Below are 24,374 nucleotides of genomic sequence, written 5' to 3'. Positions count from 1 at the left end.
CTGCGGACGACGCTCGACCGGCCGCGACGAGAGGTTAGGACGATTCGGAATCCGGGTGGAAATTCACCGGACGGGCAGGCACGACAGTCGAGATAGCGTGCTTGTAGACCATCTGGGTCACCGTATTCCGGAGCAACACGACGTACTGGTCGAACGATTCAATGTTCCCTTGAAGCTTGATGCCGTTGACCAGATAGATCGAGACCGGCACGTGCTCTTTACGCAGTGCGTTCAAAAACGGGTCTTGTAACAATTGCCCTTTGTTGCTCATAGCAAACTCCGTGTTTTTTTGCAGGTTGACTTTATTGCCGGCGAAGAAAAAGAAATCCGCCGTCAATCGCTACACTATAGCCGATTTTTATTGACCAGCGCTTTGCCTGGCCGTTCGGCCAGGACCCAATGTACATGCGGGTTTCAGGCCGGATTTCAAGCCATGAACCGGCCTGCGTCGAACGCCTGTATCAGCCCTTGTCCGCGTACGGATTCGTCGTCGAACGAAACTCTATTCGCAATGGAGTGCCCGTCAGCCCGAAAGTTTCCCGGAAGCGGTTTTCAAGGTAGCGCTTGTACGTATCGGTCACGGCGTCGAGCGCGTTGCCGTGAATCACGATGATCGGCGGATTTTGTCCCCCTTGGTGCGCGTAGCGCAGTTTTGGACGCACAGGACCGCGGCGGCGCGGCTGCTGGAACTCGACGGCTTCGATCAGCGCGCGCGTGAGCTTCGGCGTCGGCAGCTTCGTCATCGCCGCCTTGTAGGCGTCGTCGACGGAGCGCATCAGCGGGCCGATGCCCGTCTTTTCCGCTGCAGAAATGAAGTGGAACTTCGCGAACTCGAGGAATTTTAGCTTGCGCTGAAGATCCGCCTTGGTGCGCTCACGCACATGCGGGTCGAGGCCATCCCACTTGTTCACGCCGACCACGAGCGCCCGGCCCTGTTCGACGACGAAGCCCGCGATGTGCGCGTCCTGCTCCGAAATGTCCTGGCGTGCGTCGAGCAGCAGGATCACGACGTTGGCGTCGGAAATCGACTGCAGCGTCTTCACGACCGAGAATTTTTCGATCGCCTCGAACACCTTACCCCGTTTGCGCAGGCCAGCCGTATCGATCAGCGTGTATTTCTTGCCTTGCCGTTCGAAGTCGACGTAAATCGAGTCGCGCGTCGTGCCCGGCATGTCGAACGCGATCACGCGGTCTTCGCCGATCAGCGTGTTGACGAGCGTCGACTTGCCGACGTTCGGCCGCCCGACGATCGCGATCTTCACACCATGCTGCGCCTTCTCCTCGTCGCTCTCTTCCGGCTGGCCGGCGTACGCGGCGTCGAGCGCCTCGTTGATCATTTCCGTCACGCCGTCGCCGTGCGCAGCGGAAATCGCGCGCGGGTCGCCGAGGCCCAGCTCGTAGAAGTCGGCGGCCACCGACGAGTATTTCATCCCCTCGGCCTTGTTGACGACGAGGAAAATTGGCCGACCCGTCTTGCGCAGATAGTCGGCGATCGACTTGTCTTGTGGCGCAAGGCCGTTGCGGCCGTCGACGATGAACACGACGATGTCGGATTCCTCGACAGCCTGACGCGTCTGGCGCGCCATCTCATGCAGAATGCCGTCCTTCGCGACAGGTTCGAAGCCGCCCGTGTCGACGACGAGATACGGGCGCTCACCGCCGACGCGGCCTTCACCGTAGTGACGGTCGCGTGTAAGACCGGGCAAATCGGCAACGAGCGCATCGCGCGAACGCGTGAGCCGGTTGAACAGCGTGGATTTCCCCACATTGGGGCGCCCGACGAGGGCAATAACGGGTTTCATCAGATCTTGTTCACAGTGAGGCGCGGCATCGAACGGTCGACTTGCCGCGCTGGCAACGCCATGCGGCCGTTGCACGGCTGCGTTTGACGAAAATTATCACGAATTTGACCCAATTCGAACGCGCGGAGCTTGCGCATGCGAACGGATTTCAGGTTGGCTGCCTGCGTGGGTCCGCCCAGTGGCGCGTGCGACCCGATCGGCGCCACCTGGATCGCACGTGATGACGCGACGCGTGCCGGATGACCGCCCGTGCAGCCCGACTGGCGGTCCCGATGATGTGGGGCGGCATGCTACTTCCGCGCTCGTCCCGATCAGAATCGGGACGCCATCAAAAAAAGTGCGGCCGGCAAAGCCGGCCTGGATTCACCGCACGACGCGCCGTCCACGACGCGCCGCGCAGCCCAACTACGTTTTAACGCGGACGGAAACCGTACAGATCGCCGTCGTGCGTCTGCACGATCAGCGTGTCGCCCGCCAGCACGGGCGCAGCCGTGATCGCGCTGCCGTCCGTCTTCGCGCGGGCGACAAACGTGCCGTCGTCGCGCGACAGGAAATGCACGTAGCCCTGATAGTCGCCGACCACGGCGGCGTGGCCGAGCAGCATCGGCACGCTGACATCACGGCTCTTCAGCTGGTCGTTGCGCCACAGTTGCTTGCCCGTGTTGGCGTCGAACGCCGACACGATTGCCCAGTCGTCGCCCGCAACCACGACACGGTCGTCCTGAGCGAGACCGCTCGTGCTCGAGAATGCCTTTTCCCACAGCGCACGGCCCGAGTTGGCGTCGAAGCAGCCAAGCTGACCCTGGAACGTGACCGCGCAGGTTTCGGCGCCGATCAGCGTGGGCGGGCCCGTCACGTCGTTGATACGCTCGACTTCCGTCACGCCCTTCGGATACGACACAGGCGTCGTCCAGTATGCGTCACCCGTCTGCAGGTTGATCGCCGCAAACTGGCCGCCGGGGAAACCGGCGAGCACGGCCTGGTCGCCCGCGAACGTCATGCCCGACGATACGCGCAGATTCAGCGGCACCGCGCGGTTGCGATAGTTCCACTTCTGTTCGCCCGTTTGCGCGTTGAACGCGGTGATCTGACCGTCCACCGTACGTACGACGACGAGACCGTTGCCGACCAGCGGCGGCGACAGGATTTCGCCCGGCGCAAGGCCCTTCCATGACAGCTTGCCGCTCTGGTCAAGCACAAACACTTCACCCTTCAGGCCGCCGACGGCCGTCAGCGTGCCGTCCGTGCCGACGCCGGCCGACAGGTCGCCGTCGACCTTCGTGCGCCACAAATCCTTGCCCGTCTTGGCATCGATCTTCGCGACCGAGCCGTTCGCGCCCGCCGCATACACGGCGTCGCCGACCGTCACGGGCGAGAACATATAGCGTCCGGCCTTGCCGACGCTGGACGTCCACACCTGCTGCACGTCGAGCACGGGTTTGAACTCGGTGAGCGGCGTAGGCACGCGGCGCTCGTCTTTCGACGATGAGCAGGCCGTCAGAGCAAGCACGGTCATCGCACAGGCAACGGGCACAGCGTAACGTTTCAGCAGATTCATCGGTGAACGAAGCATGTATGTTGTATTGATCAAAAATTGTCGGCGGACGTTGCAGCGGCGTGCAACGTTCAGCCGCCCAGCGCGTCGAGCTTGAACTGGATCAGTTGACGGGCCGAGGCATCGTTCTTCGGCAGCGAGTCGAGCGCGAGCTTGTAGGCGGCGCGTGCATCGTCGCGCTTGCCTTGCGCGGCGAGCAGGTCGCCGCGGCGATCCGCGACGACGCCCTTGAACGCGTCCGAAGGATCGTTCAGCAACGCGAGACCGGCGTCATAGGCTTTTTCATCGAGCAGCAGCGACGCGAGACGCAGCTTCGCAATCTGCTTGAATTCGTCGTCCTTCGCGTGGTCGACGGCCCATTGGAGCTGCGCTTTCGCGCCCGGTTCGTCGCCTGCCGCATACAGCGCCTTCGCGGCTGCGAGCGCCGTCATCTGCGCGTAAGCCGTGCCGCTGAACTTGTCTTCCATGTCGGTCGCGACGCGCGTGATGGCCGCCTTGTCCGTGCCCGCCGTGGCTTGCTGAACCTGGTCGTACAGCACGGCAGCTTCCGCTGCCTGATGACGCTGCCAGTAGTTCCAGCCGTTCCAGCCAGCGGCCGCAACGAGCGCGACCAGCACGATCCACGTGACGCCATTCCCCCACTGCGCCCACCATGCCTTCAGGCTTTCAAGCGACTCTTGTTCGTCGTGGTAACTCATCGCGACGCGTTTTCCTTTCCTGGTGCTTTATATGAATGGGGCCGCAACCGGTGCGGCCCGTCGAATGACGCCGCGATCAGTCGTCGCCGTCTTCGGTGGACGCAACCATCGCATTGATTAGATATTCGGTCAAGTCTTCGAGCGGCACCGTTTGTTGCTCGCTCTTTCCATCGCTTTGCGAGGTGTCGCGCAGGGCCTTCACGCCAGCCGTGCCGTTCGCGATCTCATCTTCGCCGAGGACCACGGCGAACGCTGCGCCGCTTGCGTCCGCGCGCTTCATCTGCGACTTGAAGCTCGACGCCTGACCATCAGGACTGCAATGCAGAATCACGTCGAGGCCCGTGTCACGCAGACGCTCGGCGACAATGAACGCTTGCTCGCGTGCCGCATCGCCCTGGTGCGCGACGTACACATCGCAGCCTTCTGCTTCGGGCACGAGCTTCTCTTCCTTCAGCAGCTCGAGAATGCGTTCGATACCCATCGCCCAGCCGCACGCCGCTGTCGGCTTGCCGCCGAGCTGCTCGATCAGCGGATCGTAGCGGCCGCCTGCCGCGACCGTACCTTGCGCGCCGAGCTTGTCGGTAACCCATTCGAACACGGTCAGATTGTAATAATCCAGACCGCGCACGAGACGCGGATTGATCGTGAACGGAATGTTGTTCGCCTTCAGGATGCGCTGCAGCCCTTCAAAGTGCGCGCGCGATTCCTCGCCGAGGAAATCGATCAGCTTCGGCGCATTCTGCGCGACTTCCTGCATGGCCGGGTTCTTCGTATCCAGCACGCGCAGCGGGTTCGTGTGCAGACGACGCTTCGCGTCTTCGTCGAGCACGTCGAGGTGTTTCTCGAGATACGCGATCAGTTCGACGCGGTGCTTTGCACGCTCTTCCGCGAGACCCAGCGAGTTGATTTCGAGCTTGATGCCCGTCAGCCCGAGGTCGTCCCACAGACGCTGGCACATCAGGATGATCTCAGCGTCCGTGTCCGGACCGGCGAAGCCGAGTGCCTCGACACCCACCTGATGGAACTGGCGGTAACGGCCACGCTGCGGACGCTCGTGACGGAACATCGGGCCGATGTACCACAGGCGCTTCGGGCCGTCGTACAGCATGTTGTGTTCGATCGATGCGCGCACCACGGCAGCCGTGTTCTCCGGACGCATCGTCAGGTTTTCGCCGTTCAGCGCGTCGGTGAAGCTGTACATCTCTTTCTCGACGATGTCGGTCACTTCGCCGATACCGCGCGTGAAGAGCTGCGTGTGCTCGACGATCGGCGTGCGGATATTCTGGTATCCGTACGAACGCAGCATCGACTTGACCGTCGATTCGAAAAATTCCCACAAGCCGGCGTCCTGCGGAAGGATGTCGTTCATGCCCTTCACGCCGGACAACTTTTCGAGCTTCTGCTTCTTCTGTTCAGTCATCTGTCTACTTGACGATTGGATGTGGAGCGAATCAGTTCGTCGCTTCGGCGCGACCATAGGTGCGCTCGACGTAATCGCTCACGATCTGCTGGAATTCCTGCGCGATGTGTTCGCCGCGCAGCGTCTTGACCTTCACGCCGTCGATAAACACGGGCGCGGCGGGGTTTTCACCCGAGCCAGGCAGGCTGATACCGATGTTCGCGTGCTTGGACTCGCCCGGACCATTGACGATGCAACCCATCACGGCGACGTGCATCTTCTCGACGCCGGGGTACGTGTCGCGCCACATCGGCATTTGCGTGCGCAGATACGTCTGAATTTGCGATGCGAGTTCCTGGAACAGCGTGCTCGTCGTGCGGCCACAGCCGGGACATGCGATGACCATCGGCGTGAACGAGCGCAGGCCCATCGTCTGCAGGATTTCCTGGCCGACGATCACTTCGCCCGTGCGCGATGCGCCCGGTTCCGGCGTCAGCGAGATACGGATCGTGTCGCCGATACCCTGTTGCAGCAGCACGGAGAGCGCAGCCGTCGAAGCGACGATGCCCTTCGATCCCATGCCCGCTTCCGTCAGGCCGAGGTGCAGCGCGAAGTCGCAACGGCGCGCGAGTTCCTGGTAGACAGCGATCAGATCCTGCACGCCGCTTACCTTGCACGACAGGATGATCTTGTCGCGCCCAAGGCCGAGTTCGACAGCACGTTCCGCCGAGCCGATCGCCGACTGGATCAGCGCTTCGTACATCACGCTTTGCGCTTCCCACGGTTCGGCGCGCGTGGCGTTTTCGTCCATCATCCGTGCGAGCAGGTCCTGATCGAGGCTGCCCCAGTTCACGCCGATGCGCACCGGCTTGTCGTACCTCGCGGCCGCTTCGATCATCTGCGCGAACTGCGTGTCGCGCTTCGCACCCTGGCCGACGTTGCCGGGATTGATCCGGTACTTCGACAGCGACTCCGCGCAGCCCGGATAGTCGCGCAGCAGCAGATGGCCGTTGTAGTGGAAATCGCCGACCAGCGGCACTGTGACGCCCATGCGGTCGAGCTGCTCGCGAACCGCGGGCACGGCGGCCGCCGCTTCCGGCGTGTTGACCGTGATACGGACGAGTTCCGAGCCAGCCTGCGCGAGTTCCTTGATCTGGATTGCCGTGCCGATCGCGTCTGCCGTATCGGTGTTCGTCATCGACTGCACGCGCACGGGCGCGTCGCCGCCGATCGTCACGAGCTGGCCGCCCCAACGGACGTCGACCGCATGCGAGCGGCGACGCGGCGCATGACCGCCGAACACCGGCACGGTCGAAACAATCTGACTGCTGGATTTCACTTGATCGGAGTGCATCGATAAACCCGCTTACGCCGCCTGCCCACGGCCCGGAATGTGTCCGGCCCCGTTGAGAAATACGGCGCGTGAATTGAAAAAGCGCCGCGGCCTCGAAGCCGCGACGCACACGATTGAACTGGCGTCAGGGCAGCGCGAAGCGTGCCACATTGCCCTTCGCCGACGCATATTTGGCCGGGTCGACCGGCTGGCCGTCCAGCGTGATCGAGTCCAGACCCGCCTTGTTGCCGACCGTCACCTTGAGCGGCGGCATCCCGCTGACTTCCTTGTTTTCACCCGCGTGTACGAGGCCGGAGAATACTTCCTTGCCGTCCTTCTGGCGCACGCTGAACCAACTGTCCTGCTTGACCGACAGCGCGACCGTCGACGAACCTTCCGGCGCGACCGACGACTCGCTCGCCGACGCAGCCGCCGCGACGGCCGGCGCAGCGCTCGCGGCCTTCGGCGCCGCAGCAGCCGGCGTCGATGCCGATGCGACCGTCGATGCCGATGCGACCGTCGATGCCGATGCGACCGTCGATGCCGATGCGACCGTCGATGCCGGCGCAACGCCTGCCATCGGAAGCGGCGTGGGCATCGGCGTCGCCGACGCGCCTTCGGCAGCCGCTTGCGTATCCGTTTGCGCCGCCGAATCCGACGCGCTGATTTCGCCCGTCACAGCCGAACCGCTTGCGGCCTGTGCTGCACTCGACGATGCCGTTTCCGTCGACGTCGCACTGCCGGCGATGCCTTTCAAACGCGTGAGCCACGCGGTCGAGTCACCATTGTTCGTATGCCACATGGCGAGCGCGATCAGCACGACCACAGCGAGCGCGATGCCCCACATCCACGAACGGCGACGCGGCGCACCGCCGCCCAGCGACAGCGACACTTTCCCGCGCGGCAGATCGGTGCCCGCCGACGCCGGCATGGTCAGCGCAGGTTCTGGCACGCCCTTTTCGCGGCGCAGCGCCTGCGTCATCGGGGCGGGATCGGCACCCACCATTTTTGCGTAACTGCGCAAGACGCCCAGCGCGAACGTGGTGTCCGGCAACTGGGTGAGATCGCCTGCTTCGAGCCCGCGCAGCTTGCCCGGCGAAACCTTCAGGCGCGCGGACACGTCCTCGACCGACCAGCCTTTTGACTCGCGCAACTGCGCGAGCCGCGCGCCGACGGCGCCCAGCGAGTCGAACCCGGTCGGCACGGCTGCCGGCACGGCCGCCGGCAGCGGTCGATCCGAATGCGTATCCATGTCGTGCGGTTGCGGGTGCTGCGGCTCACTCATCCCAAATCCTTTCGCGTCGATTCTTTTATCACTCATGCGAAGGGGCGGCTTTCGCCTCGCCCGGTTTCGCAGACCGTTTATAACAAAATGTGCGGCTGTGCGTGCCGCTTCCGATCGCTTTTGCAAACTTTCTTTTCACTTCACGCGACACGGCGCACCCGAAGAGGCAGCTTGCTGGCATGCCGCCCCTTTTCGCCTGTCGCGGGCCTTACACGGCGCGGACTTCGATGACCTTCGACTTGCCGGTGCGCTCGGCCAGGCGCGTGCGGTCCTTGACCGCGCCCGCCAGCTGACCGCAGGCAGCGTCGATATCGTCGCCGCGCGTCTTGCGAACTGTCGTGACGACCCCCGCGTCGATCAACACTTGCGCGAAACGCTTGATCTGCTCGTTTTTCGAGCGAAACAGCCCCGATTCCGGGAACGGATTGAACGGAATCAGGTTGAATTTGCACGGCACGTCGCGCGTGACGGCCAGCAACTCGCGTGCGTGCGCCTCGCTGTCGTTCACGCCGTCGAGCATGCAGTATTCGAATGTGATGAAGTCACGCGGCGCGACTTTCAGATACCGCTGGCACGCGGCCATCAGCTCGCGCAGCGGATACTTCTTGTTGAGCGGCACCAGCACGTCGCGCAGCGCGTCGTTCGGCGCGTGCAGCGAAACGGCGAGTGCCACGGGCAGATCGGCGCCGAGCCGGTCCATCATCGGCACCACGCCCGAGGTGGACAGCGTGACGCGCCGGCGCGACAGGCCGTAGGCGTTGTCGTCGAGCATCAGGCGCATGGCCGGCACGACGGCGTCGTAATTGAGCAGCGGCTCGCCCATGCCCATCATCACGACGTTCGTGACGACGCGCTCGCCCTTACCCTCACCGCCCGTCGCGCGCCCACCGGCCGCGCCGAGCGACGCGCGCAGCGCAAATTCGGCCATGCGCAGCTGGCCGATGATTTCGCCCGTGCTGAGATTGCGTGAGAAACCTTGCTTGCCCGTCGAACAGAACCGGCAGTTGACGGCGCACCCCGCCTGCGACGACACGCACAGCGTGCCACGCGTTTCTTCGGGGATGAAGACGGTTTCAACGGCATTGCCGTTACCGACGTCGACGAGCCACTTGCGTGTGCCGTCGGTGGAAATATGGTCGCTGACGATGGGCGGCATCGTAATCGATGCACGCCCTTTCAGCTTTTCGCGCAAGGACTTCGCGAGATCGGTCATCCCGTCGAAGTCGGCAGCGTTGTACTGGTGTAGCCAGCGCTGCAATTGCTTGGCGCGAAACGGCTTCTCGCCGAGGCTGTCGCAATACGCGACGAGGCCAGCGGCGTCGAGATCGAGAAGGTTGACGGTGGGACTGCTCGTCATATCGAATCCTGCCATTCAGTGCGAGACTGCGTTCATGCAACAAGCTGCATGAACGCGTATGCCGCTCGCGCCCGCTCCTGCTGCTATTACTGCTGTCTTACGAAGCGCTTAGCGCGAGTAGACGTTGACTTCCGGGAAGAAGAACGCGATTTCGCCGCGTGCCGTTTCCACTGCGTCCGAGCCATGGACTGCGTTCGCGTCGATGCTGTCGGCGAAGTCAGCACGGATCGTGCCCTTGTCGGCCTTCTTCGGATCCGTTGCACCCATCAGGTCGCGGTTCTTCAGGATGGCGCCTTCGCCTTCCAGGACTTGAACCTGCACCGGGCCGGAGATCATGAATTCAACCAGATCCTTGAAGAACGGGCGTTCTGCATGCACAGCGTAGAACTTCTCTGCGTCAGCGCGCGACAGGTGAACCATGCGCGATGCCACGATCTTCAGGCCAGCGTTTTCGAAGCGGCTGTAGATCTGGCCGATCACGTTCTTGGCCACTGCGTCCGGCTTGATAATCGACAGGGTGCGTTCGATCGCCATAAAAACTCCAGAAAATTAAGAGGTTACAGATTTAAATGAATCCGCTATTGTAGCATGTTCCAGTGTATGATTGCGATTGAACCCTTACGATTCTGTAAGGTCGAAATTGAAGCTGCCCAAACCGTTTTAAGTCAGCGCTAAGAATCGGGTAACACAATGTAATCGCACGGTGTCGTGCGCCGCATTGAAACTCCCCGCTACGCCGCTAATCTTAGGGTTGTGGGTTCGAGTGCCAGGGTGGCAACCGCCAGCCGGCGCCGTACAAAAACCGTTGCAAGCCACGTCGCAACACTGCGTCTGACGCAAGGAGAAACCATGAACGATTATCCCAATACCTTTGGCCGGGGCGGCAGCGTCACCACGGCCGAAACCCGCAACCGGGTACTGCGCAACACCTACTGGCTGCTCGCGCTGTCGATGGTGCCGACCGTCCTCGGCGCGTGGGTGGGCGTCGCCACCGGCTTCTCGCTGTTCGCCGCCACCAGCCCGGCGATGAGCATGCTCGCGTTCTTCGCCATCGCGTTCGGCTTCATGTTCGCGATCCAGAAGACGAAGGACAGCTCCGTCGGCGTGTTCGTGCTGCTCGGCTTCACGTTCTTCATGGGCCTGATGCTGTCGCGCCTGCTGAGCTTCATCCTGGGCTTTTCGAACGGGCCGCAGCTGATCATGCTCGCCTTCGGTGGCACTGGTGTGATCTTCGCCGCGATGGCGACGATCGCCACGGTCAGCAAGCGTGACTTCTCGGGCCTCGGCAAATGGCTGTTCGTCGGCGTGATCGTGCTGCTGCTGGCCATGGTTGCGAATGTGTTTCTGCAACTGCCTGCGCTGATGCTGACGGTGTCCGTGCTCGCGATCGTGATCTTCTCGGCCTACATGCTGTTCGACGTGCAGCGCGTCGTGAACGGCGGCGAGACGAACTACATCACGGCGACGCTTGCGATCTATCTCGACCTGTACAACGTGTTCGTGAACCTGCTGGCGCTCCTCGGCATCTTCGGCGGCAACCGTAACTGATCGACGCTGATCGTTAGCTAAATAGAAACGCCCGTGACGAGCAATCGTCACGGGCGTTTTTCATTTCAAGGCGCCATGCGCGCGGCGACGCTTAAAGGCTCAACCAGCCGAACCCGTCGCTTTGCGTCGCCACCACCACTTCTGTTGCCGCCGCGCCTAGCACGCCAGCCATCGCAGCCTGCGCCAGTTCAGGCAGATTGTTCTGCTGACTCAGATGCGCCGCCACCAGGTGCCGCAGCTTCGAGCGATCGAGCGACGCGAGAATATCCGCCGCCGCGTCGTTGTTCAGATGCCCATGATTGCCGCCGATCCGCGCCTTCAGCGACGGCGGATAGCGCGAACCCGCCAGCATCTGCACATCGTGATTGCATTCCAGCACGAGCGCATCGCATCCGCTCAGCACCGCGCTGATATGCGGCGTCGACGTGCCGACGTCGGTCAACACGCCCAGGCGCGATGCGCCATCGGAGAATATGTATTGCAGCGGCTCGCGCGCGTCGTGCGGCACGGTGTACGGCAGCACGCTCAGATCGCCGATTGCGACGGCTTCGTCGCCCCACATCACATGCAGATCGACATCGGCTTCGTCGGCGCCCACGGCGCGGGCCGTGCCCCAGCTCATGTACAACGGAATGGACAGCTTGCGCGCCAGTGTCAGCGCGCTGCCGATGTGATCGCTGTGTTCGTGTGTGATGAGAATGGCGTCGAGCTCGTCGACGCCCGCGCCCAGCCGTTCCAGCCGCCGGGCGACTTCTTTGCCCGAGAAGCCGCAGTCCAGCAGGATGCGCGTAGTCGTGACACCGCTTTGGGCTTCGACCAGCAACGCATTGCCTTCACTGCCGCTTCCCAGACTGGCGAATCGCACGACCCGCCTTAGTTCAGTTGCGCATGCAGCAGCGACACGATGCGCTGCGCGTCCGACGACGTATCCACCTGGCCATTCGAGTCGACGACGGCAACCTGCGTCATCGCGTCGCCCTTCGAGCGCACGTTGACGAGGAATTCGTGGCTGTCTTTTTTCGCGCTCTTGTCGCTGTAGAACAGCTTGCCGAACAGGCCGTCGCGCTTGAGTTCCTGCATCGAATCCGCGTAGCGCACGTAGTAGATGCCCTTTTCGCGATCGCGGTTGTCGACGGTGAAGTTCGTGCGGTCGAGCGCAAGGCCGACGCGCAGCCACGCGCGATCGAACGATTCAGGCAGGTCGAGCGTCGCGCCGCCCGCGCTCTTGTCGAGTTGCGCCTGCGCCGTCGCCGGACGCGCGTCCGTCAGCAGTTGCTTCGATTGCGCGTCGGTGAGGCCGAACTTCTGCATCAGCTTGGCGAGGAACTCAGCTTCCAGCGCGGGATCGCGTGGACGTTCGACCCAGCGCGACGACGTCTTGTCCTGCCCCGTCAGCACTTCTTCCATCGCCGAGTGCGTGATCGAGATATCCGTCGCACCGCTCGCGTCGCGCGAAACCAGCGTGCGGAAGCTGTCCCGCGTGCCCGACGAGTACGCGAAATCGACGACCTTGCCGATCGTGCGGCGGAACCAGTCGTCCGGAATGTTGGCGCGGTTTTCCGCCCAGTCGGTCGACATGATGCCCGTGGTCGGCGCATCCGTCTTCAGCGAGAAACCGTTCTCGGTCCAGAACTCCTGCAACTGCGGCCACAGCTGTTCCGGCGAGCGGCCGTCCACGACCAGCCAGCGGCGGTCGCCGTCGCGCTCGATATGCATGCCCAGCGGGTCTTGCGCGGTCGGCACCCCTTCCGTCAGGTTGCCCGCTGCTGTCTTGGCACGCTCCGTTGCACCGCCAAGCGCCGCGCCGGCAGGAGGCGCCACGTAGCGCTGGTCGATCTGCGCAGCGGACAGATCGCTCGGCACGGCGAGCGGCGGCGCACTCGCGGTTGCCTTGTAGTTCACTCGGTCCGACGCGAGCATGTCGTTCAGCGACTCGCAGCCAGAAAGCGACGCGATCGCGCCAGCCGCAAGCGTCAGCGCCGCCAGGCGCGTTGCGTGGAGGGAAAGTGCGGAACGTTTCATGGGGTCCTTCGTGAAGCTAAACGCGCTGCCTGGATCGGTGCGGACCGTGGGCGATATCGACGTCAGTTGAAAAAATGCCGGGAGGCGCCTGAAAAGTCAGACGCTCAGCCGAGCAGCCCAGCCTCGCGCAGCGCGGCGCGAACCACGTCGTGGTAACGCGCGTCGAGCGGCGTGAGAGGCAGACGGATGCCGCCCTTGACGCGGCCCAGTTGCTGCAACGCCCACTTGGCGGGAATCGGATTCGATTCGATGAAGAGGTTCTTGTGCAGCGAGAGAAGTTTCAGATGGATTTCTCGCGCCGTCTTCGCGTCGGCTGCGAGCGCGGCCTTGCACAGGTCGCTCATCAGGCGCGGCGCGATGTTCGCCGTCACCGAGATATTGCCATGGCCGCCCAGCAGCATCAGTGCAATCGCGGTCGGATCGTCGCCGCTGTAGATGCCGAAGTGCGCCGGCGCCGACTTGATCAGATGCGCAGCGCGGTCGATGTTGCCCGTCGCTTCCTTCACGCCGATGATCCCCGGCACGTTCGCGAGACGCAGAATGGTCTCGTTCGACATGTCCGCGACCGTGCGGCCCGGCACGTTGTACAGGATCACGGGAAGATCGACAGTTTCGGCGATTTTCGAGAAATGGCGGTAGATGCCTTCCTGCGTCGGCTTGTTGTAGTACGGCACGACCTGAAGCGTGGCATCGGCACCCACTTTCTTCGCCTGCTCGGTCAGCTCGATGGCTTCCGTCGTCGAATTGGCGCCCGCGCCTGCGATCACGGGGATGCGGCCGGCTGCCTGCTCGACGGCTGTCCGGACCATCAGCACGTGCTCCTCGACCGACAGCGTCGCCGACTCGCCGCTCGTGCCGACCACGACCAGACCGTTCGTGCCCTCTTCGATGTGCCAGTCGACCAGTTTGCGGAAGGCGGGGAGATCGAGACTGCCGTCTTCGAGCATCGGAGTGATGATGGCGGGAATGCTGCCGCGAATCGCGACGCCGTCTTGCTGAGTGCCGTTAGCCATGAAACGCCATGAATTTGTTCAATAAACTGCGATTGTAGCGGATTAACCGGTCAGATCGTAACGCGGGGGAACACCCGTATCTTTCGTTTCGACCGACCCATCCGGCTCGCGCACCGCGCAAATGCGCTGCACGTAAGCGGGACGCGGCTCCGCGAGGAATCCAGCTTGAAATGCAACGACACGTAACAGTCCACGCACCGTGTCGAGCAGCTCGCCGGGCGCGAGCAGAAAAGCGGGGTTCGAAGGCTTGCCGACCGTTTCGTTGCCCTTCGCGAAGGTTTCGTAGATCAGCACGCCGCCAGGCGCCAGCGCACCCAGCAATTGGGGAAAGAGCGGACGGTGCAGATAGTTCGTGACGACGACGGCTGCGAATTGCGCATCCGCCGGCAACGGCCACGGACCGTTTTCGATATCGGCGGCGAGGGTCGTGATGCCGTCCATGTCGCTCATCGACTCCAGAGCGGCGGCATCGCGGTCGATTGCCGTAACGGGATGGCCGCGCGACGCGAAAAACCGCGCGTGCCGCCCCGCTCCCGATGCCACGTCGAGCACCGCGCCGCCCGCTTCGACCAGGTGTACCCAGCGCTTGACCCAGCGCGATGGCTCACCGATCGCCGCATGGTTTGCGCCCGACACGCGCGGGTTCTGGCCGTCCGTCATCAGGTGTACGACAGGCCCATCGCTTCGCGCACGTCGCGCATCGTCTCCGAGGCGAAACGGCGCGCCTTGTCGCAGCCGTCGGCGACGATCGCGCGCAACAGCGACGGATCGTCCATATACTTCTGCGCGCGCTCGAGCATCGGCTGCTGCTCACGCAGAATGCCTTCGATCACCGGCTGCTTGCACTCCAGACACCCAATGCCCGCCGTGCGGCAGCCCTTCTGCACCCACTCGTGCGTGTCGGCGTCGGTGTAGACCTGATGAAGCTGCCACACCGGGCACTTGTCCGGATCGCCCGGATCGGTGCGGCGCACGCGCGCCGGGTCGGTCGGCATGGTGCGGACCTTCTTCGTGATCGTCTCGGCGTCTTCGCGCAGGCCGATCGTGTTGCCGTACGACTTCGACATCTTCTGGCCGTCGAGACCGGGCATCCGCGACGCTTCCGTCAGCAGCACCTGCGGCTCGGGCAGGATGATCTTGCGCGAGCCTTCGAGGTAGCCGAACAGGCGCTCGCGATCGCTCATCGACAGGCTTTGCGACTCCGACAGCATCGCGCGCGCCTTTTCGAGCGCTTCTTCGTGGCCTTCCTGCTGATACGCGACGCGCAGTTCGTGATAAAGCTTCGAGCGCTTGCCGCCGAGCTTCTTCGCGGCTTCGTTCGCCTTTTCTTCGAAGCCGGGTTCGCGCCCGTACATGTGGTTGAAGCGCCGCGCCATTTCGCGCGCCATTTCGACGTGCGGCACTTGATCCTCGCCGACGGGAACGAGCGAAGCACGGTACAGCAGGATGTCAGCGGCCATCAGCACGGGATAGCCGAGGAAGCCGTACGTGCCGAGATCCTTGTCGCGCAGCTTCTCGATCTGTTCCTTGTAGGTCGGCACGCGTTCGAGCCAGCTCAGCGGCGTGCTCATGCCGAGCAGCAGCGAGAGTTCGGCGTGCTCGGGCACGCGGCTCTGGATGAACAGCGTCGCCTGCGCCGGATCGATGCCCGAAGCAAGCCAGTCGATCAGCACATCCCAGACGTTCTTCTCGATGACTTCCGGCGTTTCATAGTGCGTCGTCAGCGCATGCCAGTCGACCACGCAGAAGAAACACGGGTACTCGGATTGCAGACGCACCCAGTTTTTCAGCACGCCGTGATAGTGGCCGAGGTGCAGCGAGCCGGTAGGCCGCATGCCGGAGAAGATACGGTCGGGGTACATGGTTTTGATTTATAGAAGCGAAACGAGAGGTGTCAGGATAACCGTCACGGCCTCATAGCCGATATTCACGAGCGGACGCAGCCAGAAACGCGTCAACGTGCCCGTCATCACGAGCGCCATCACGATGAAGAAACCGTAAGGCTCGATGCGCGCGAGCGCCATCGCCGGGCGCACGGGCAACAGCGCCGTCAGCACGCGGCCGCCGTCGAGCGGCGGCAATGGAAAGAGATTCAGCACGCCGAGCACCAGATTCACGCCGACGCCCGCACCCGCCATGCGCGTGAAGAACGGCTCGTCGACATTCATCGCTGCGAGCGCGACACCAAAGATGCCCCAGACGAGCGCCTGCGCGAAATTGCACAGCGGGCCCGCGAGCGCGACCCACATCGAGCCCCAGCGCGGATTGCGCAGGTTGCCGAACGCGACGGGCACGGGTTTGGCGTAGCCGAACATGAATGCGCCGCTCGTGGCGAAGTACAGCACGAGCGGAATCACGATCGTGCCGATCGGGTCGATGTGCCGCATCGGATTGAACGACACGCGGCCGAGCACGTACGCAGTGTTGTCGCCGAGCATGCGCGCGACGTAGCCGTGCGCCGCCTCGTGCAGCGTGATCGCGAAGATCACGGGCAATGCGTAGACGACGATGGTCTGTATCAGGGAGGAATCCATATCGCTCTATTGTAACAACGGCGCCTTGCGGCTCTGTCGGCTTTCGGTCATGTGACTTTTATGCCGTCTCTTCAAGACCGAACGGCGCGAGCGAGCCGCGGCCCGGGCGCACCAGCACGGGCTCTTCGCCCGTCAGGTCGATCACCGTCGACGGCTCGCACGGACACGCGCCACCGTCGATCACCAGATCCAGTTGCTTTTCCAGTTTCTCGCGGATTTCTTCCGGATCGTTCAACGGCTGCGTTTCGCCCGGCAGGATCAGCGTCGAGCCGAGCAGCGGCTCACCGAGCTCTTCTAGGATGGCGAGCGTGATCGCGTGGTCGGGCACCCGCAGGCCGATCGTCTTGCGCGATGGATGCGACAGGCGCCGCGGCACTTCCTTGGTCGCCTGCAGCACGAACACATAGGGACCCGGCGTCACTGATTTGATCAGACGGTATTGGCGGTTGTCGACGAGCGCGAAGTTGGCCAGCTCGGACAGATCGCGCACGAGCAGCGACAGCAATTGCCGGTCGTCCAGCCCGCGAATGCGCCGCACGCGGTCGACAGCATCCTTGTTGTCGAGCTGGCACGCGAGCGCGTAGCTGGAATCCGTCGGCAGCGCGACTACGCCGCCGCCTTCGATGATCTGCGCCGCCTGCTTGATCAGCCGCGGCTGCGGATTGTCCGGGTGAAGCCGAAAATATTGGGACATGATGTCGGTCAGAAGGTCGGGAATCGGCAGACAGCAAGCAAAGGCTCATGCAGCGGGCATGCCCGCGCAACGCGCGAAACCAGAGCTTACAGCCAACGTTCCCAGACTGGCTTCAGATCGGACGGCAGCGGCGGCAAACTGCCGAGATCGACGCGGCCTTCGCCCGCCGCATGAAAGTCGGAACCGCGCGATGCTTCAAAGCCGAAGCGGCGCGCGACGTCCGCATACTCGCGATACTGATCGGGCGTGTGGCTGCCCGTCACGACTTCGATTGCCTTGCCGCCGAGATCGATGAATTCCGCGAACAGCGCGTCGAACTCGGTCTGCGTGTATGCATAGCGGCCCGGATGCGCGATCACCGCTTCGCCGCCCGACACCCGAATCCATTTGACGGCGTCGGCGAGCTTCGACCAGCGATGCGCCACGTAGCCCGGCTTGCCATCGCCGAGAAAGCGGTTGAACACGTCCTGCGTGTTTTCCGCGTAGCCGCTCTCGACCATGAAGCGCGCGAAGTGCGTGCGCGAAATCATGTCGGGATTCGACACGAACTTCAGTGCGCCTGCGTACGCGTCGGGAATGCCGAGCGTGGCCAGCTGCTCGCCGATCGCTTCCGCCCGCGCGGCGCGGCCATTGCGCGTGCGCTCGAGCCCTTCGACGAGATCCTTGCAGGCAGGATCGACATGCAGGCCGACCACGTGAATGGTGCGCGACGCCCATGTCACCGAAATTTCGACGCCGCTCAAATACTGCATGCCGAGTGCTTCGGCCGCTTCGCGCGCTTCGACCTGACCGCTGATTTCGTCGTGATCGGTGAGCGCCCACAGCGTCACGCCGCCCGCATGCGCGCGGCGCGCGACATCGGCGGGCGCGAAAGCGCCGTCGGAAACGGTGGAATGGCAATGCAGATCGGCGTTCATCGTTTTATGGATAGCGTGATCCGACCATTTTACTGCAACGCAGTAAGCACACGCAGAGGATTCGTCGAGACAAATGTAGAACGCGCACTACGCGCAAAACGCTTCGATCAGCGCCGCGATCTGCTCCGGCTGATCGTGGTGAACCATGTGGCCCGCGTCGTCGATGATGGCTTCGCGCCAGTCGGGAAACGCCTGGAAACGCGCCTTGAATTCGTCGAGCGGAATGTTGCCCGCCAGCATCGCGAGGGTCGGCGATGCAGCGGCTTCGACGTGAAGCACCGGGGCGCGCACGTTCGCCCAGACGGCCATCACTTCATCGAGCCGGTACAGCAGCGGCCCGCGAATCTTGTGCGCGGGATCGGCGAGCAGCATGAAGCCGCCCTCGCCGTCCGGCTTCGACCAGTGCTGCGCGAGAAAGCGCGCGCGCTGCGGGTCCAGGCGTGCGTTGGTCTTGATGAGACGCGCGGCGACGTCGTCGAGCGTTGCGTAGCGGCGCAGGGTGGGCGGCTCGCGCAGTTCGTCGAGCCACGACGCGATCCGGCGCGGCAGTTGCGCGGGCTTCGACGGCGGGAGCCCGAATCCCTCCAGATCGACCACGCGGCGCACGCGCTCGGGCCTTGCGCCGGCATACAGGCACACGACGTTCGCGCCCATGCTGTGCCCGACGAGGTTCACTTCGCCCGTTGGCGCGTAGTGGTCCAGCAGCGCGTCGAGGTCGGCCAGATATTCGTGGAACCAGTAATGGCCGCCATTTTGATGCGCAACGGGCCAGTCGGACAGACCGAAGCCGCGCGCATCGGGCGCGATCACCTGCCAGTCGCCCGCGAGCGCGTCGACGACGAACTGGAACGACGCGGCGACGTCCATCCAGCCGTGCAGCATGAAGAGCGTCGGCGCATCGGGATTGCCCCAGCGACGCACGTGCAGGCGCACGCCGCGCACGGTCACGAATTCGGATACGGAAGGTTTGAGCGGACGGTTCATGGCGCGGTCGCGGAAAACGAATGATCGTTCTATTATATCGGGATCGCCGCGTCGCCGCTTGGCCCGAGCCGGAAACGGGCTCAGTCGGCCGGGCGCTGCTGCGCGTCGAGACCCGCCAGCGCGGCGAGTTCCTCTTCCTCGAAACCGGCGTCGCGGCGGGCTTCGAAATTGAACGGACCGCGCAGTTTCGGCGCGTGATATTCCTCGGAAAGACGCAAGTAGGTTTGATGCGCGTCGATACCCGCCTCGTCGCACAGATGCCGGAACCAGCGGTTGCCGATCAGAACATGTCCGATTTCGTCGCGCAGGATCACGTCCAGAATCGCCGCCGACGCGTGATCGCCCGCCTGTTGCAGGCGCGCGCGGATCGGCGGCGAGGCGTCGAGCCCGCGCGCCTCCAGTGTGCGCGGCACCAGCGCCATGCGCGCAAGCACGTCGCCGCGCGTGCGCTCGCACATGTCCCACAGGCCGTCGTGCGCCGGAAAGTCACCGTACGCATGACCGAATTCGGCCAAACGCGCCGACAGCAGCGAAAAGTGATGCGCCTCTTCCGATGCCACCTTCAGCCAGTCGACGTAAAACGCTTCGGGCATGCCGCCGAAACGCCATACGGCGTCGAGCGCGAGGTTGATTGCGTTGAACTCGATGTGTGCGAGCGCGTGCAGCAACACTGCGCGCCCTTCTGGCGACTGCATGCTGCGTCGCCCGAGTTTGCGCGGCTCGACCAGTTCGGGCCGCGCTGGGCGACCCGGCAACTCCGTCGGCTCGTCCAGCACGCGTTCCGGCGATACGAGCGCCTCCCCTGCCTGCACGCGCGCGTAAAGCGTCTGCGCCGCCGCGGCTTTGGCAGCGGGAACACGCTCTGCCAGCACGGCGAGCGCCTCGGAACGGGCGCAAATCATCGGATGGGGACGGATCGACTCGGGAGCATGCATCACGAAACGGGAACCAGCAAAAAAAGACAAAAACGAGCGATTCTGACACGGCGTTGCCCGCGCGCATGCTTCGCACGGGCCAATGGCACAACCGTTTACAATACGCGATTCGACCATGCCGCGCGGGATGCCGCCATTTCGCGCAAGGCGCCTCGTCGCCAGCCCGGCGGCGGCACGGCTGCCATCCCGACGACAGCAACCGTCTTGCATGAGACCAGAGGAGACACTGTGGCAATCTACAAGCTTGGCGACGCCGCCCCGACCATCCACGAAAGCGTGTTCGTCGCGGATACCGCGACCATCATCGGCAAGGTGACCGTCGAAGAAAACGCGAGCATCTGGTTCGGCGCGTCGATTCGCGGCGACAACGAGCCAATCACCGTCGGCAAGGGCACTAACATACAAGAAGGCGCCGTCCTGCACGCCGATCCGGGCTTCCCGCTGACGCTCGAAGCGGGCGTGACGGTCGGCCATCAGGCGATGCTACACGGCTGTACGGTCAAGGAAGGCGCGCTGATCGGCATTCAGGCCGTGGTCTTGAATGGAGCGGTAATCGGCCGCAATTGTCTGGTTGGCGCAGGCGCCGTCGTTACCGAGGGCAAGGTTTTTCCTGACAATTCCCTGATTCTCGGATCACCCGCAAAGGTTGTCCGGGAACTGACTGAAGCAGATATCAAAGGCCTGAAGCGCGCTGCGGACATCTACGTAGAGCGCAGGGATTATTTCAAGGCGCAACTCGTGCGCATCGGCTAGGGCCGACCGCACGGCGCGCCACGCGTGGCCTTCCCACCGCGCGGTTCGACCGAGGAAAAGTTGTGAGTGACCAGTTGCAGAAATTCATGTTCAGCGCGGCGCCCGTTCGCGGCGAGATCGTTTCGCTGAGCAACACGTGGCAGGAAGTCCTGACGCGCAGAAGCTATCCGGCGCCCGTGCGGAACGTGCTCGGCGAGATGATGGCCGCGTGCGCACTGCTGTCGGCGAATCTGAAGTTCGATGGCACGCTGATCATGCAGATCTTCGGCGACGGCCCCGTGAAGATGCTCGTCGTCCAGTGCAATTCGGACCTGTCGATGCGCGCGACGGCCAAGTTCTCCGGCGACGCCGCGCACACGATCGCCGAAGACCTGTCGCTCGTCGATCTCGTCAATCCGGGCGGCCACGGCCGTTGCGTGATCACGCTCGATCCGAAGAACAAGGTTCCCGGCCAGCAGCCTTATCAGGGCATCGTTCCGCTTTCGGACGAAAACGGGCCGCTCACGTCGATGGCGCAAGTGCTCGAGCACTACATGCATCATTCGGAGCAGCTAGACACGCGCATGTGGCTTGCCGCGAACAACGAGCGCGCCGTTGGCATGCTGCTGCAGAAGCTGCCCGGCGACGGCGGCATCGTCCCGCATCCGGGCGAAATCGACGCCGATACTTGGGACCGGCTGTGTACGCTCGGCAGCACGCTGTCGCAAGACGAAATGCTGGCGGAAGACCCGAACACGCTGTTCCGGCGTCTCTTCTGGCAGGAGAACGTCCAGCATTTCGAGCCGACACGAACCCGCTTCGAGTGCACGTGCTCGCGCGCGCGCGTGGGCAACATGCTGAAAATGCTGGGCCGCGAGGAAGTGGACAGCGTGATCGAAGAGCGCGGCCACGTCGAGATTCACTGCGAATATTGCAACCAGCGCTATGAATTCGACCCTGTCGACGTGGCGCAACTTTTTGTCGCGAGCGGGCTCTCACAGGGAGTGGCGCCCGCTGCCGAGCAGCGGCACTAAAGCTAGAACGTCCGCGTCGCTTCGCCCCCGCTGCGGGCGGGCGACGGCGCGGTATCATCGGATACTGGCGGCCGCTTGATTTCCGGCGATCGATTTGCTTAGGTATCCGACCGATGGAGGTCGACATGAATGCCCCTTCGCTGTTCCAACCCGTACACCGAATAGCGGCGCTTGCGCTCGTTGCGGGCGCGATGGCGCTGTCGGGCTGCATGCTGGACCCGCCCGGCCCGTCGCCGATTTATAGCCGCCTGCCTGCGGACCAGTCGGGCATCGCCGCGACGGCGCAACCGCTCTCACCGGAAGAACGCGCCCGCTACGACGCAATCGACAAGCAGGTGATGGCCGAGCAGAACCAGGCCATGGCCGCCGACGCCGCCGCGCAGGCATATTCACGCTATGCCGCGCCGCCCGTCTCCGTGTACGGCAGCTACTACAGCGGCGGATGGGGACACGGCTGGGGCACGGGCATCGGCTACGGCTATGCGCCGGGTTGGGGCTGGTGAGCGGCGCGTCGGTCTGACTTTCGGAACGCCCGCCCGCGTTTCGTCCCGCCAAACAAAAAGGCGCGGTTCATTGCGAACCGCGCCTTTTTTCATGAGCCTGCTGCACCGGCTTCACACCGCACCAGCATCAACCCGGCTTCTTCTCCTTCGGATCCTTTTTCGCGTGCTTACGATCCGGCTTCGCGCGCGATTCCGGATTCGGCACCACGCGCAGCGGCGCGCCCGTGATCTGTCCGCGCGTCGACGTATTCGACTGCGGCGCGTTCGCCGCCGGCGACGGCGCATTCGGCGACACGAACTGGACGAACACTTCGCTGTCCTTGACCATGCCCATTTCGTAGCGGGCGCGTTCTTCGACGGCGGCCGTGCCGTTCTGCAGATCCTGCACCTCACCCTGGATGCGCTCGTTGCGCTCCTTCGCGTCCGCGTTCTTTTTCAACTGCTGCGCCAGTTCCTGTTGCAGTTCGTGAACGCGCAGCCAGCCGCCATGGCCCCACCACAGAGGGTATTGGATCAGCACCAGCAGGACGAGCAGAACGACGGTGACGAGCCGCATGAAGTGAATTGCAGGGTTGAATGTGCGCCGCCCTGCGCTTTACGCAGGGCGGTAGGGTGAATCAGTAGCGAAGCATAACCGGTTTAACGGTTATTGAGACGGGTTTGTTGACATCAAGCGTCACTTACTCGCGTCAATCCGGCTCATTCGAGGACGTTCAACGCAGGTTGTAGAACGCCGACTTGCCCGGGTAGCTGGCGATATCGCCGAGATCTTCCTCGATACGCAGCAGTTGGTTGTACTTCGAGATACGGTCCGAGCGCGACAGCGAGCCCGTCTTGATCTGACCCGCGTTGAGACCGACTGCGATGTCGGCGATCGTCGAGTCTTCCGTTTCGCCCGAGCGGTGCGAGATCACAGCCGTGTAGCCCGCGCGCTTGGCCATTTCGATCGCTGCGAAGGTTTCCGTCAGCGTGCCGATCTGGTTGATCTTGATCAGGATCGAATTCGCGATGCCCTTCTCGATGCCTTCCTTCAGGATGCGCGTGTTCGTCACGAACAGGTCGTCGCCGACCAGCTGGATCTTCTTGCCGAGCTTGTCGGTGAGGATCTTCCAGCCTTCCCAGTCGCTTTCGTGCATGCCGTCTTCGATCGACACGATCGGGAATTTGTCCGCGAGCGCGCCGAGGTAATCGGCGAATTCCGACGACGACAGTTGCAGGCCTTCGCCCGCCAGCTGGTACTTGCCGTCGTGGTAGAACTCGCTGGCTGCGCAGTCGAGCGCAAGCAGCACGTCTTCACCGGCGCGGTAGCCAGCCTTTTCGATGGCTTGCAGGATGGTCGACAGACATTCGTCGTTGCTGCCGAAGTTCGGCGCGAAGCCGCCTTCGTCGCCCACGGCCGTGCTCATGCCACGGTCCGACAGGATCTTCTTCAGCGCGTGGAACACTTCGGCGCCGCAGCGCAGCGCTTCGCGGAACGTCGGCTGGCTGACGGGGACGATCATGAATTCCTGGATGTCCAGGCTGTTGTTCGCGTGCGCGCCGCCGTTGACGATGTTCATCATCGGCACGGGCAGTTGCATCGCGCCCGAGCCGCCGAAGTAGCGGTACAGCGGCAGGCCGGCTTCTTCAGCAGCAGCCTTCGCGACGGCCATCGAGACAGCCAGCATCGCGTTCGCGCCGAGACGCGACTTGTTGTCGGTGCCGTCCAGTTCCAGCAGCGTCTTGTCGAGGAAGGCCTGCTCGGAAGCGTCGAGGCCCATGATCGCTTCGGAGATTTCGGTGTTGATGTGCTCGACAGCCTTCAGCACACCCTTGCCGCTGTAACGGCCGGTTTCGCCGTCGCGCAGTTCGATCGCTTCACGCGAACCCGTCGATGCACCCGACGGCACAGCCGCGCGGCCCATCGTGCCCGATTCGAGCAGCACGTCGCATTCGACGGTGGGGTTGCCTCGCGAATCGAGAATCTCGCGACCGATGATATCTACGATAGCACTCATGGTTTCCTCTGAAATGACGATGAATTCTTAAG

Annotated in this window: 25 protein-coding genes; 4 read left to right on the top strand and 21 right to left on the bottom strand. The window is 63.4% G+C overall.

Going from position 1 to position 24,374, the window contains the following annotated elements; all coding sequences use genetic code 11:
- Positions 1 to 34 precede the first annotated feature (34 nt).
- The 9 genes from hfq to ndk form a co-directional block, all read right to left on the bottom strand.
- On the bottom strand, positions 35 to 271 hold the full coding sequence (hfq, locus tag C2L65_RS05885; protein WP_007580427.1) for an RNA chaperone Hfq: 237 nt from the start codon (positions 269 to 271) through the stop codon (positions 35 to 37).
- Positions 272 to 461: 190 nt separating this feature from the next.
- Positions 462 to 1,802: a ribosome biogenesis GTPase Der gene (gene der, locus C2L65_RS05880; RefSeq protein ID WP_042307129.1), complete on the bottom strand. Its 1,341-nt coding sequence runs from the start codon at positions 1,800 to 1,802 to the stop codon at positions 462 to 464.
- A gap of 412 nt (positions 1,803 to 2,214) precedes the next feature.
- Entirely contained in the window at positions 2,215 to 3,360 is a 1,146-nt protein-coding gene (gene bamB / locus C2L65_RS05870) for an outer membrane protein assembly factor BamB (RefSeq protein ID WP_042307125.1), read from the bottom strand.
- Between the two features lie 68 nt (positions 3,361 to 3,428).
- Positions 3,429 to 4,055, bottom strand: coding sequence for a YfgM family protein (locus C2L65_RS05865; protein ID WP_042307123.1), 627 nt, complete (start codon positions 4,053 to 4,055; stop codon positions 3,429 to 3,431).
- Positions 4,056 to 4,131: 76 nt separating this feature from the next.
- On the bottom strand, positions 4,132 to 5,475 hold the full coding sequence (gene hisS / locus C2L65_RS05860; RefSeq protein WP_042307122.1) for a histidine--tRNA ligase: 1,344 nt from the start codon (positions 5,473 to 5,475) through the stop codon (positions 4,132 to 4,134).
- A 31-nt stretch (positions 5,476 to 5,506) separates the two neighbouring features.
- Positions 5,507 to 6,808, bottom strand: a complete 1,302-nt coding sequence (ispG, locus tag C2L65_RS05855; RefSeq protein ID WP_042307120.1) for a flavodoxin-dependent (E)-4-hydroxy-3-methylbut-2-enyl-diphosphate synthase — start codon at positions 6,806 to 6,808, stop codon at positions 5,507 to 5,509.
- Positions 6,809 to 6,932: 124 nt separating this feature from the next.
- Positions 6,933 to 8,072, bottom strand: a complete 1,140-nt coding sequence (locus C2L65_RS05850; RefSeq protein ID WP_042307118.1) for a helix-turn-helix domain-containing protein — start codon at positions 8,070 to 8,072, stop codon at positions 6,933 to 6,935.
- 208 nt (positions 8,073 to 8,280) lie between these two features.
- A complete protein-coding gene (gene rlmN / locus C2L65_RS05845) occupies positions 8,281 to 9,429 on the bottom strand; it encodes a dual-specificity RNA methyltransferase RlmN (RefSeq protein ID WP_042307117.1) in 1,149 nt (382 codons plus the stop codon).
- A gap of 108 nt (positions 9,430 to 9,537) precedes the next feature.
- Complete coding sequence (ndk, locus tag C2L65_RS05840; protein WP_007580409.1) at positions 9,538 to 9,963, bottom strand: nucleoside-diphosphate kinase; 426 nt, start codon at positions 9,961 to 9,963, stop codon at positions 9,538 to 9,540.
- Between the two features lie 315 nt (positions 9,964 to 10,278).
- Between ndk and C2L65_RS05835 the strand changes: the two genes are divergently transcribed.
- The gene (locus tag C2L65_RS05835) at positions 10,279 to 10,977 is read left to right on the top strand and encodes a Bax inhibitor-1/YccA family protein (protein ID WP_007580408.1); all 699 of its coding nucleotides are present in this window, start codon (positions 10,279 to 10,281) and stop codon (positions 10,975 to 10,977) included.
- Positions 10,978 to 11,068: 91 nt separating this feature from the next.
- Here the strand turns inward: C2L65_RS05835 and C2L65_RS05830 are convergent, their stop codons facing one another.
- From C2L65_RS05830 to C2L65_RS05785, 10 genes are all read right to left on the bottom strand, one after another.
- Positions 11,069 to 11,842: an MBL fold metallo-hydrolase gene (locus tag C2L65_RS05830; RefSeq protein ID WP_042307115.1), complete on the bottom strand. Its 774-nt coding sequence runs from the start codon at positions 11,840 to 11,842 to the stop codon at positions 11,069 to 11,071.
- A gap of 8 nt (positions 11,843 to 11,850) precedes the next feature.
- Positions 11,851 to 12,999 (bottom strand): NlpB/DapX family lipoprotein, encoded by a 1,149-nt coding sequence (gene bamC / locus C2L65_RS05825; protein ID WP_042307113.1) that lies wholly within the window; start codon positions 12,997 to 12,999, stop codon positions 11,851 to 11,853.
- 104 nt (positions 13,000 to 13,103) lie between these two features.
- Complete coding sequence (dapA, locus tag C2L65_RS05820) at positions 13,104 to 14,012, bottom strand: 4-hydroxy-tetrahydrodipicolinate synthase (RefSeq protein WP_007580404.1); 909 nt, start codon at positions 14,010 to 14,012, stop codon at positions 13,104 to 13,106.
- A gap of 42 nt (positions 14,013 to 14,054) precedes the next feature.
- Entirely contained in the window at positions 14,055 to 14,672 is a 618-nt protein-coding gene (locus C2L65_RS05815) for a class I SAM-dependent methyltransferase (RefSeq protein ID WP_042307112.1), read from the bottom strand.
- Positions 14,672 to 15,874, bottom strand: a complete 1,203-nt coding sequence (locus C2L65_RS05810) for a tryptophan--tRNA ligase (RefSeq protein ID WP_042307110.1) — start codon at positions 15,872 to 15,874, stop codon at positions 14,672 to 14,674. Before C2L65_RS05810 ends, C2L65_RS05815 begins: the two co-directional genes overlap by 1 nt.
- A gap of 9 nt (positions 15,875 to 15,883) precedes the next feature.
- Entirely contained in the window at positions 15,884 to 16,546 is a 663-nt protein-coding gene (locus C2L65_RS05805) for a site-2 protease family protein (RefSeq protein ID WP_042307108.1), read from the bottom strand.
- 58 nt (positions 16,547 to 16,604) lie between these two features.
- The gene (locus C2L65_RS05800; RefSeq protein ID WP_007580400.1) at positions 16,605 to 17,240 is read right to left on the bottom strand and encodes an L-threonylcarbamoyladenylate synthase; all 636 of its coding nucleotides are present in this window, start codon (positions 17,238 to 17,240) and stop codon (positions 16,605 to 16,607) included.
- 86 nt (positions 17,241 to 17,326) lie between these two features.
- Positions 17,327 to 18,157: a 3',5'-nucleoside bisphosphate phosphatase gene (locus tag C2L65_RS05795; protein ID WP_042307105.1), complete on the bottom strand. Its 831-nt coding sequence runs from the start codon at positions 18,155 to 18,157 to the stop codon at positions 17,327 to 17,329.
- A gap of 87 nt (positions 18,158 to 18,244) precedes the next feature.
- Complete coding sequence (locus C2L65_RS05790; RefSeq protein WP_042307103.1) at positions 18,245 to 19,141, bottom strand: alpha/beta fold hydrolase; 897 nt, start codon at positions 19,139 to 19,141, stop codon at positions 18,245 to 18,247.
- Positions 19,142 to 19,221: 80 nt separating this feature from the next.
- On the bottom strand, positions 19,222 to 20,076 hold the full coding sequence (locus tag C2L65_RS05785; protein ID WP_042307101.1) for a ferritin-like domain-containing protein: 855 nt from the start codon (positions 20,074 to 20,076) through the stop codon (positions 19,222 to 19,224).
- 228 nt (positions 20,077 to 20,304) lie between these two features.
- Here C2L65_RS05785 and C2L65_RS05780 point away from each other — a divergent pair, with 228 nt between their 5' ends.
- The 3 genes from C2L65_RS05780 (at position 20,305) to C2L65_RS05770 (ending at position 22,345) form a co-directional block, all read left to right on the top strand.
- Complete coding sequence (locus C2L65_RS05780) at positions 20,305 to 20,829, top strand: gamma carbonic anhydrase family protein (RefSeq protein WP_007580393.1); 525 nt, start codon at positions 20,305 to 20,307, stop codon at positions 20,827 to 20,829.
- Positions 20,830 to 20,891: 62 nt separating this feature from the next.
- Positions 20,892 to 21,842 (top strand): Hsp33 family molecular chaperone HslO, encoded by a 951-nt coding sequence (hslO, locus tag C2L65_RS05775; protein WP_042307098.1) that lies wholly within the window; start codon positions 20,892 to 20,894, stop codon positions 21,840 to 21,842.
- Positions 21,843 to 21,967: 125 nt separating this feature from the next.
- The gene (locus C2L65_RS05770; RefSeq protein ID WP_042307144.1) at positions 21,968 to 22,345 is read left to right on the top strand and encodes a hypothetical protein; all 378 of its coding nucleotides are present in this window, start codon (positions 21,968 to 21,970) and stop codon (positions 22,343 to 22,345) included.
- Between the two features lie 127 nt (positions 22,346 to 22,472).
- Here the strand turns inward: C2L65_RS05770 and ftsB are convergent, their stop codons facing one another.
- Complete coding sequence (gene ftsB, locus C2L65_RS05765; protein WP_042307096.1) at positions 22,473 to 22,901, bottom strand: cell division protein FtsB; 429 nt, start codon at positions 22,899 to 22,901, stop codon at positions 22,473 to 22,475.
- 157 nt (positions 22,902 to 23,058) lie between these two features.
- Positions 23,059 to 24,342, bottom strand: a complete 1,284-nt coding sequence (gene eno / locus C2L65_RS05760; RefSeq protein WP_042307094.1) for a phosphopyruvate hydratase — start codon at positions 24,340 to 24,342, stop codon at positions 23,059 to 23,061.
- Between the last annotated feature and the right edge of the window lie 32 nt (positions 24,343 to 24,374).

The sequence above is a fragment of the Paraburkholderia terrae genome (assembly GCF_002902925.1).
Lineage (GTDB): Bacteria > Pseudomonadota > Gammaproteobacteria > Burkholderiales > Burkholderiaceae > Paraburkholderia > Paraburkholderia terrae.
Note: the sequence above shows the minus strand (reverse complement) of the source record. Positions and strands in the feature narration are given on the sequence as shown.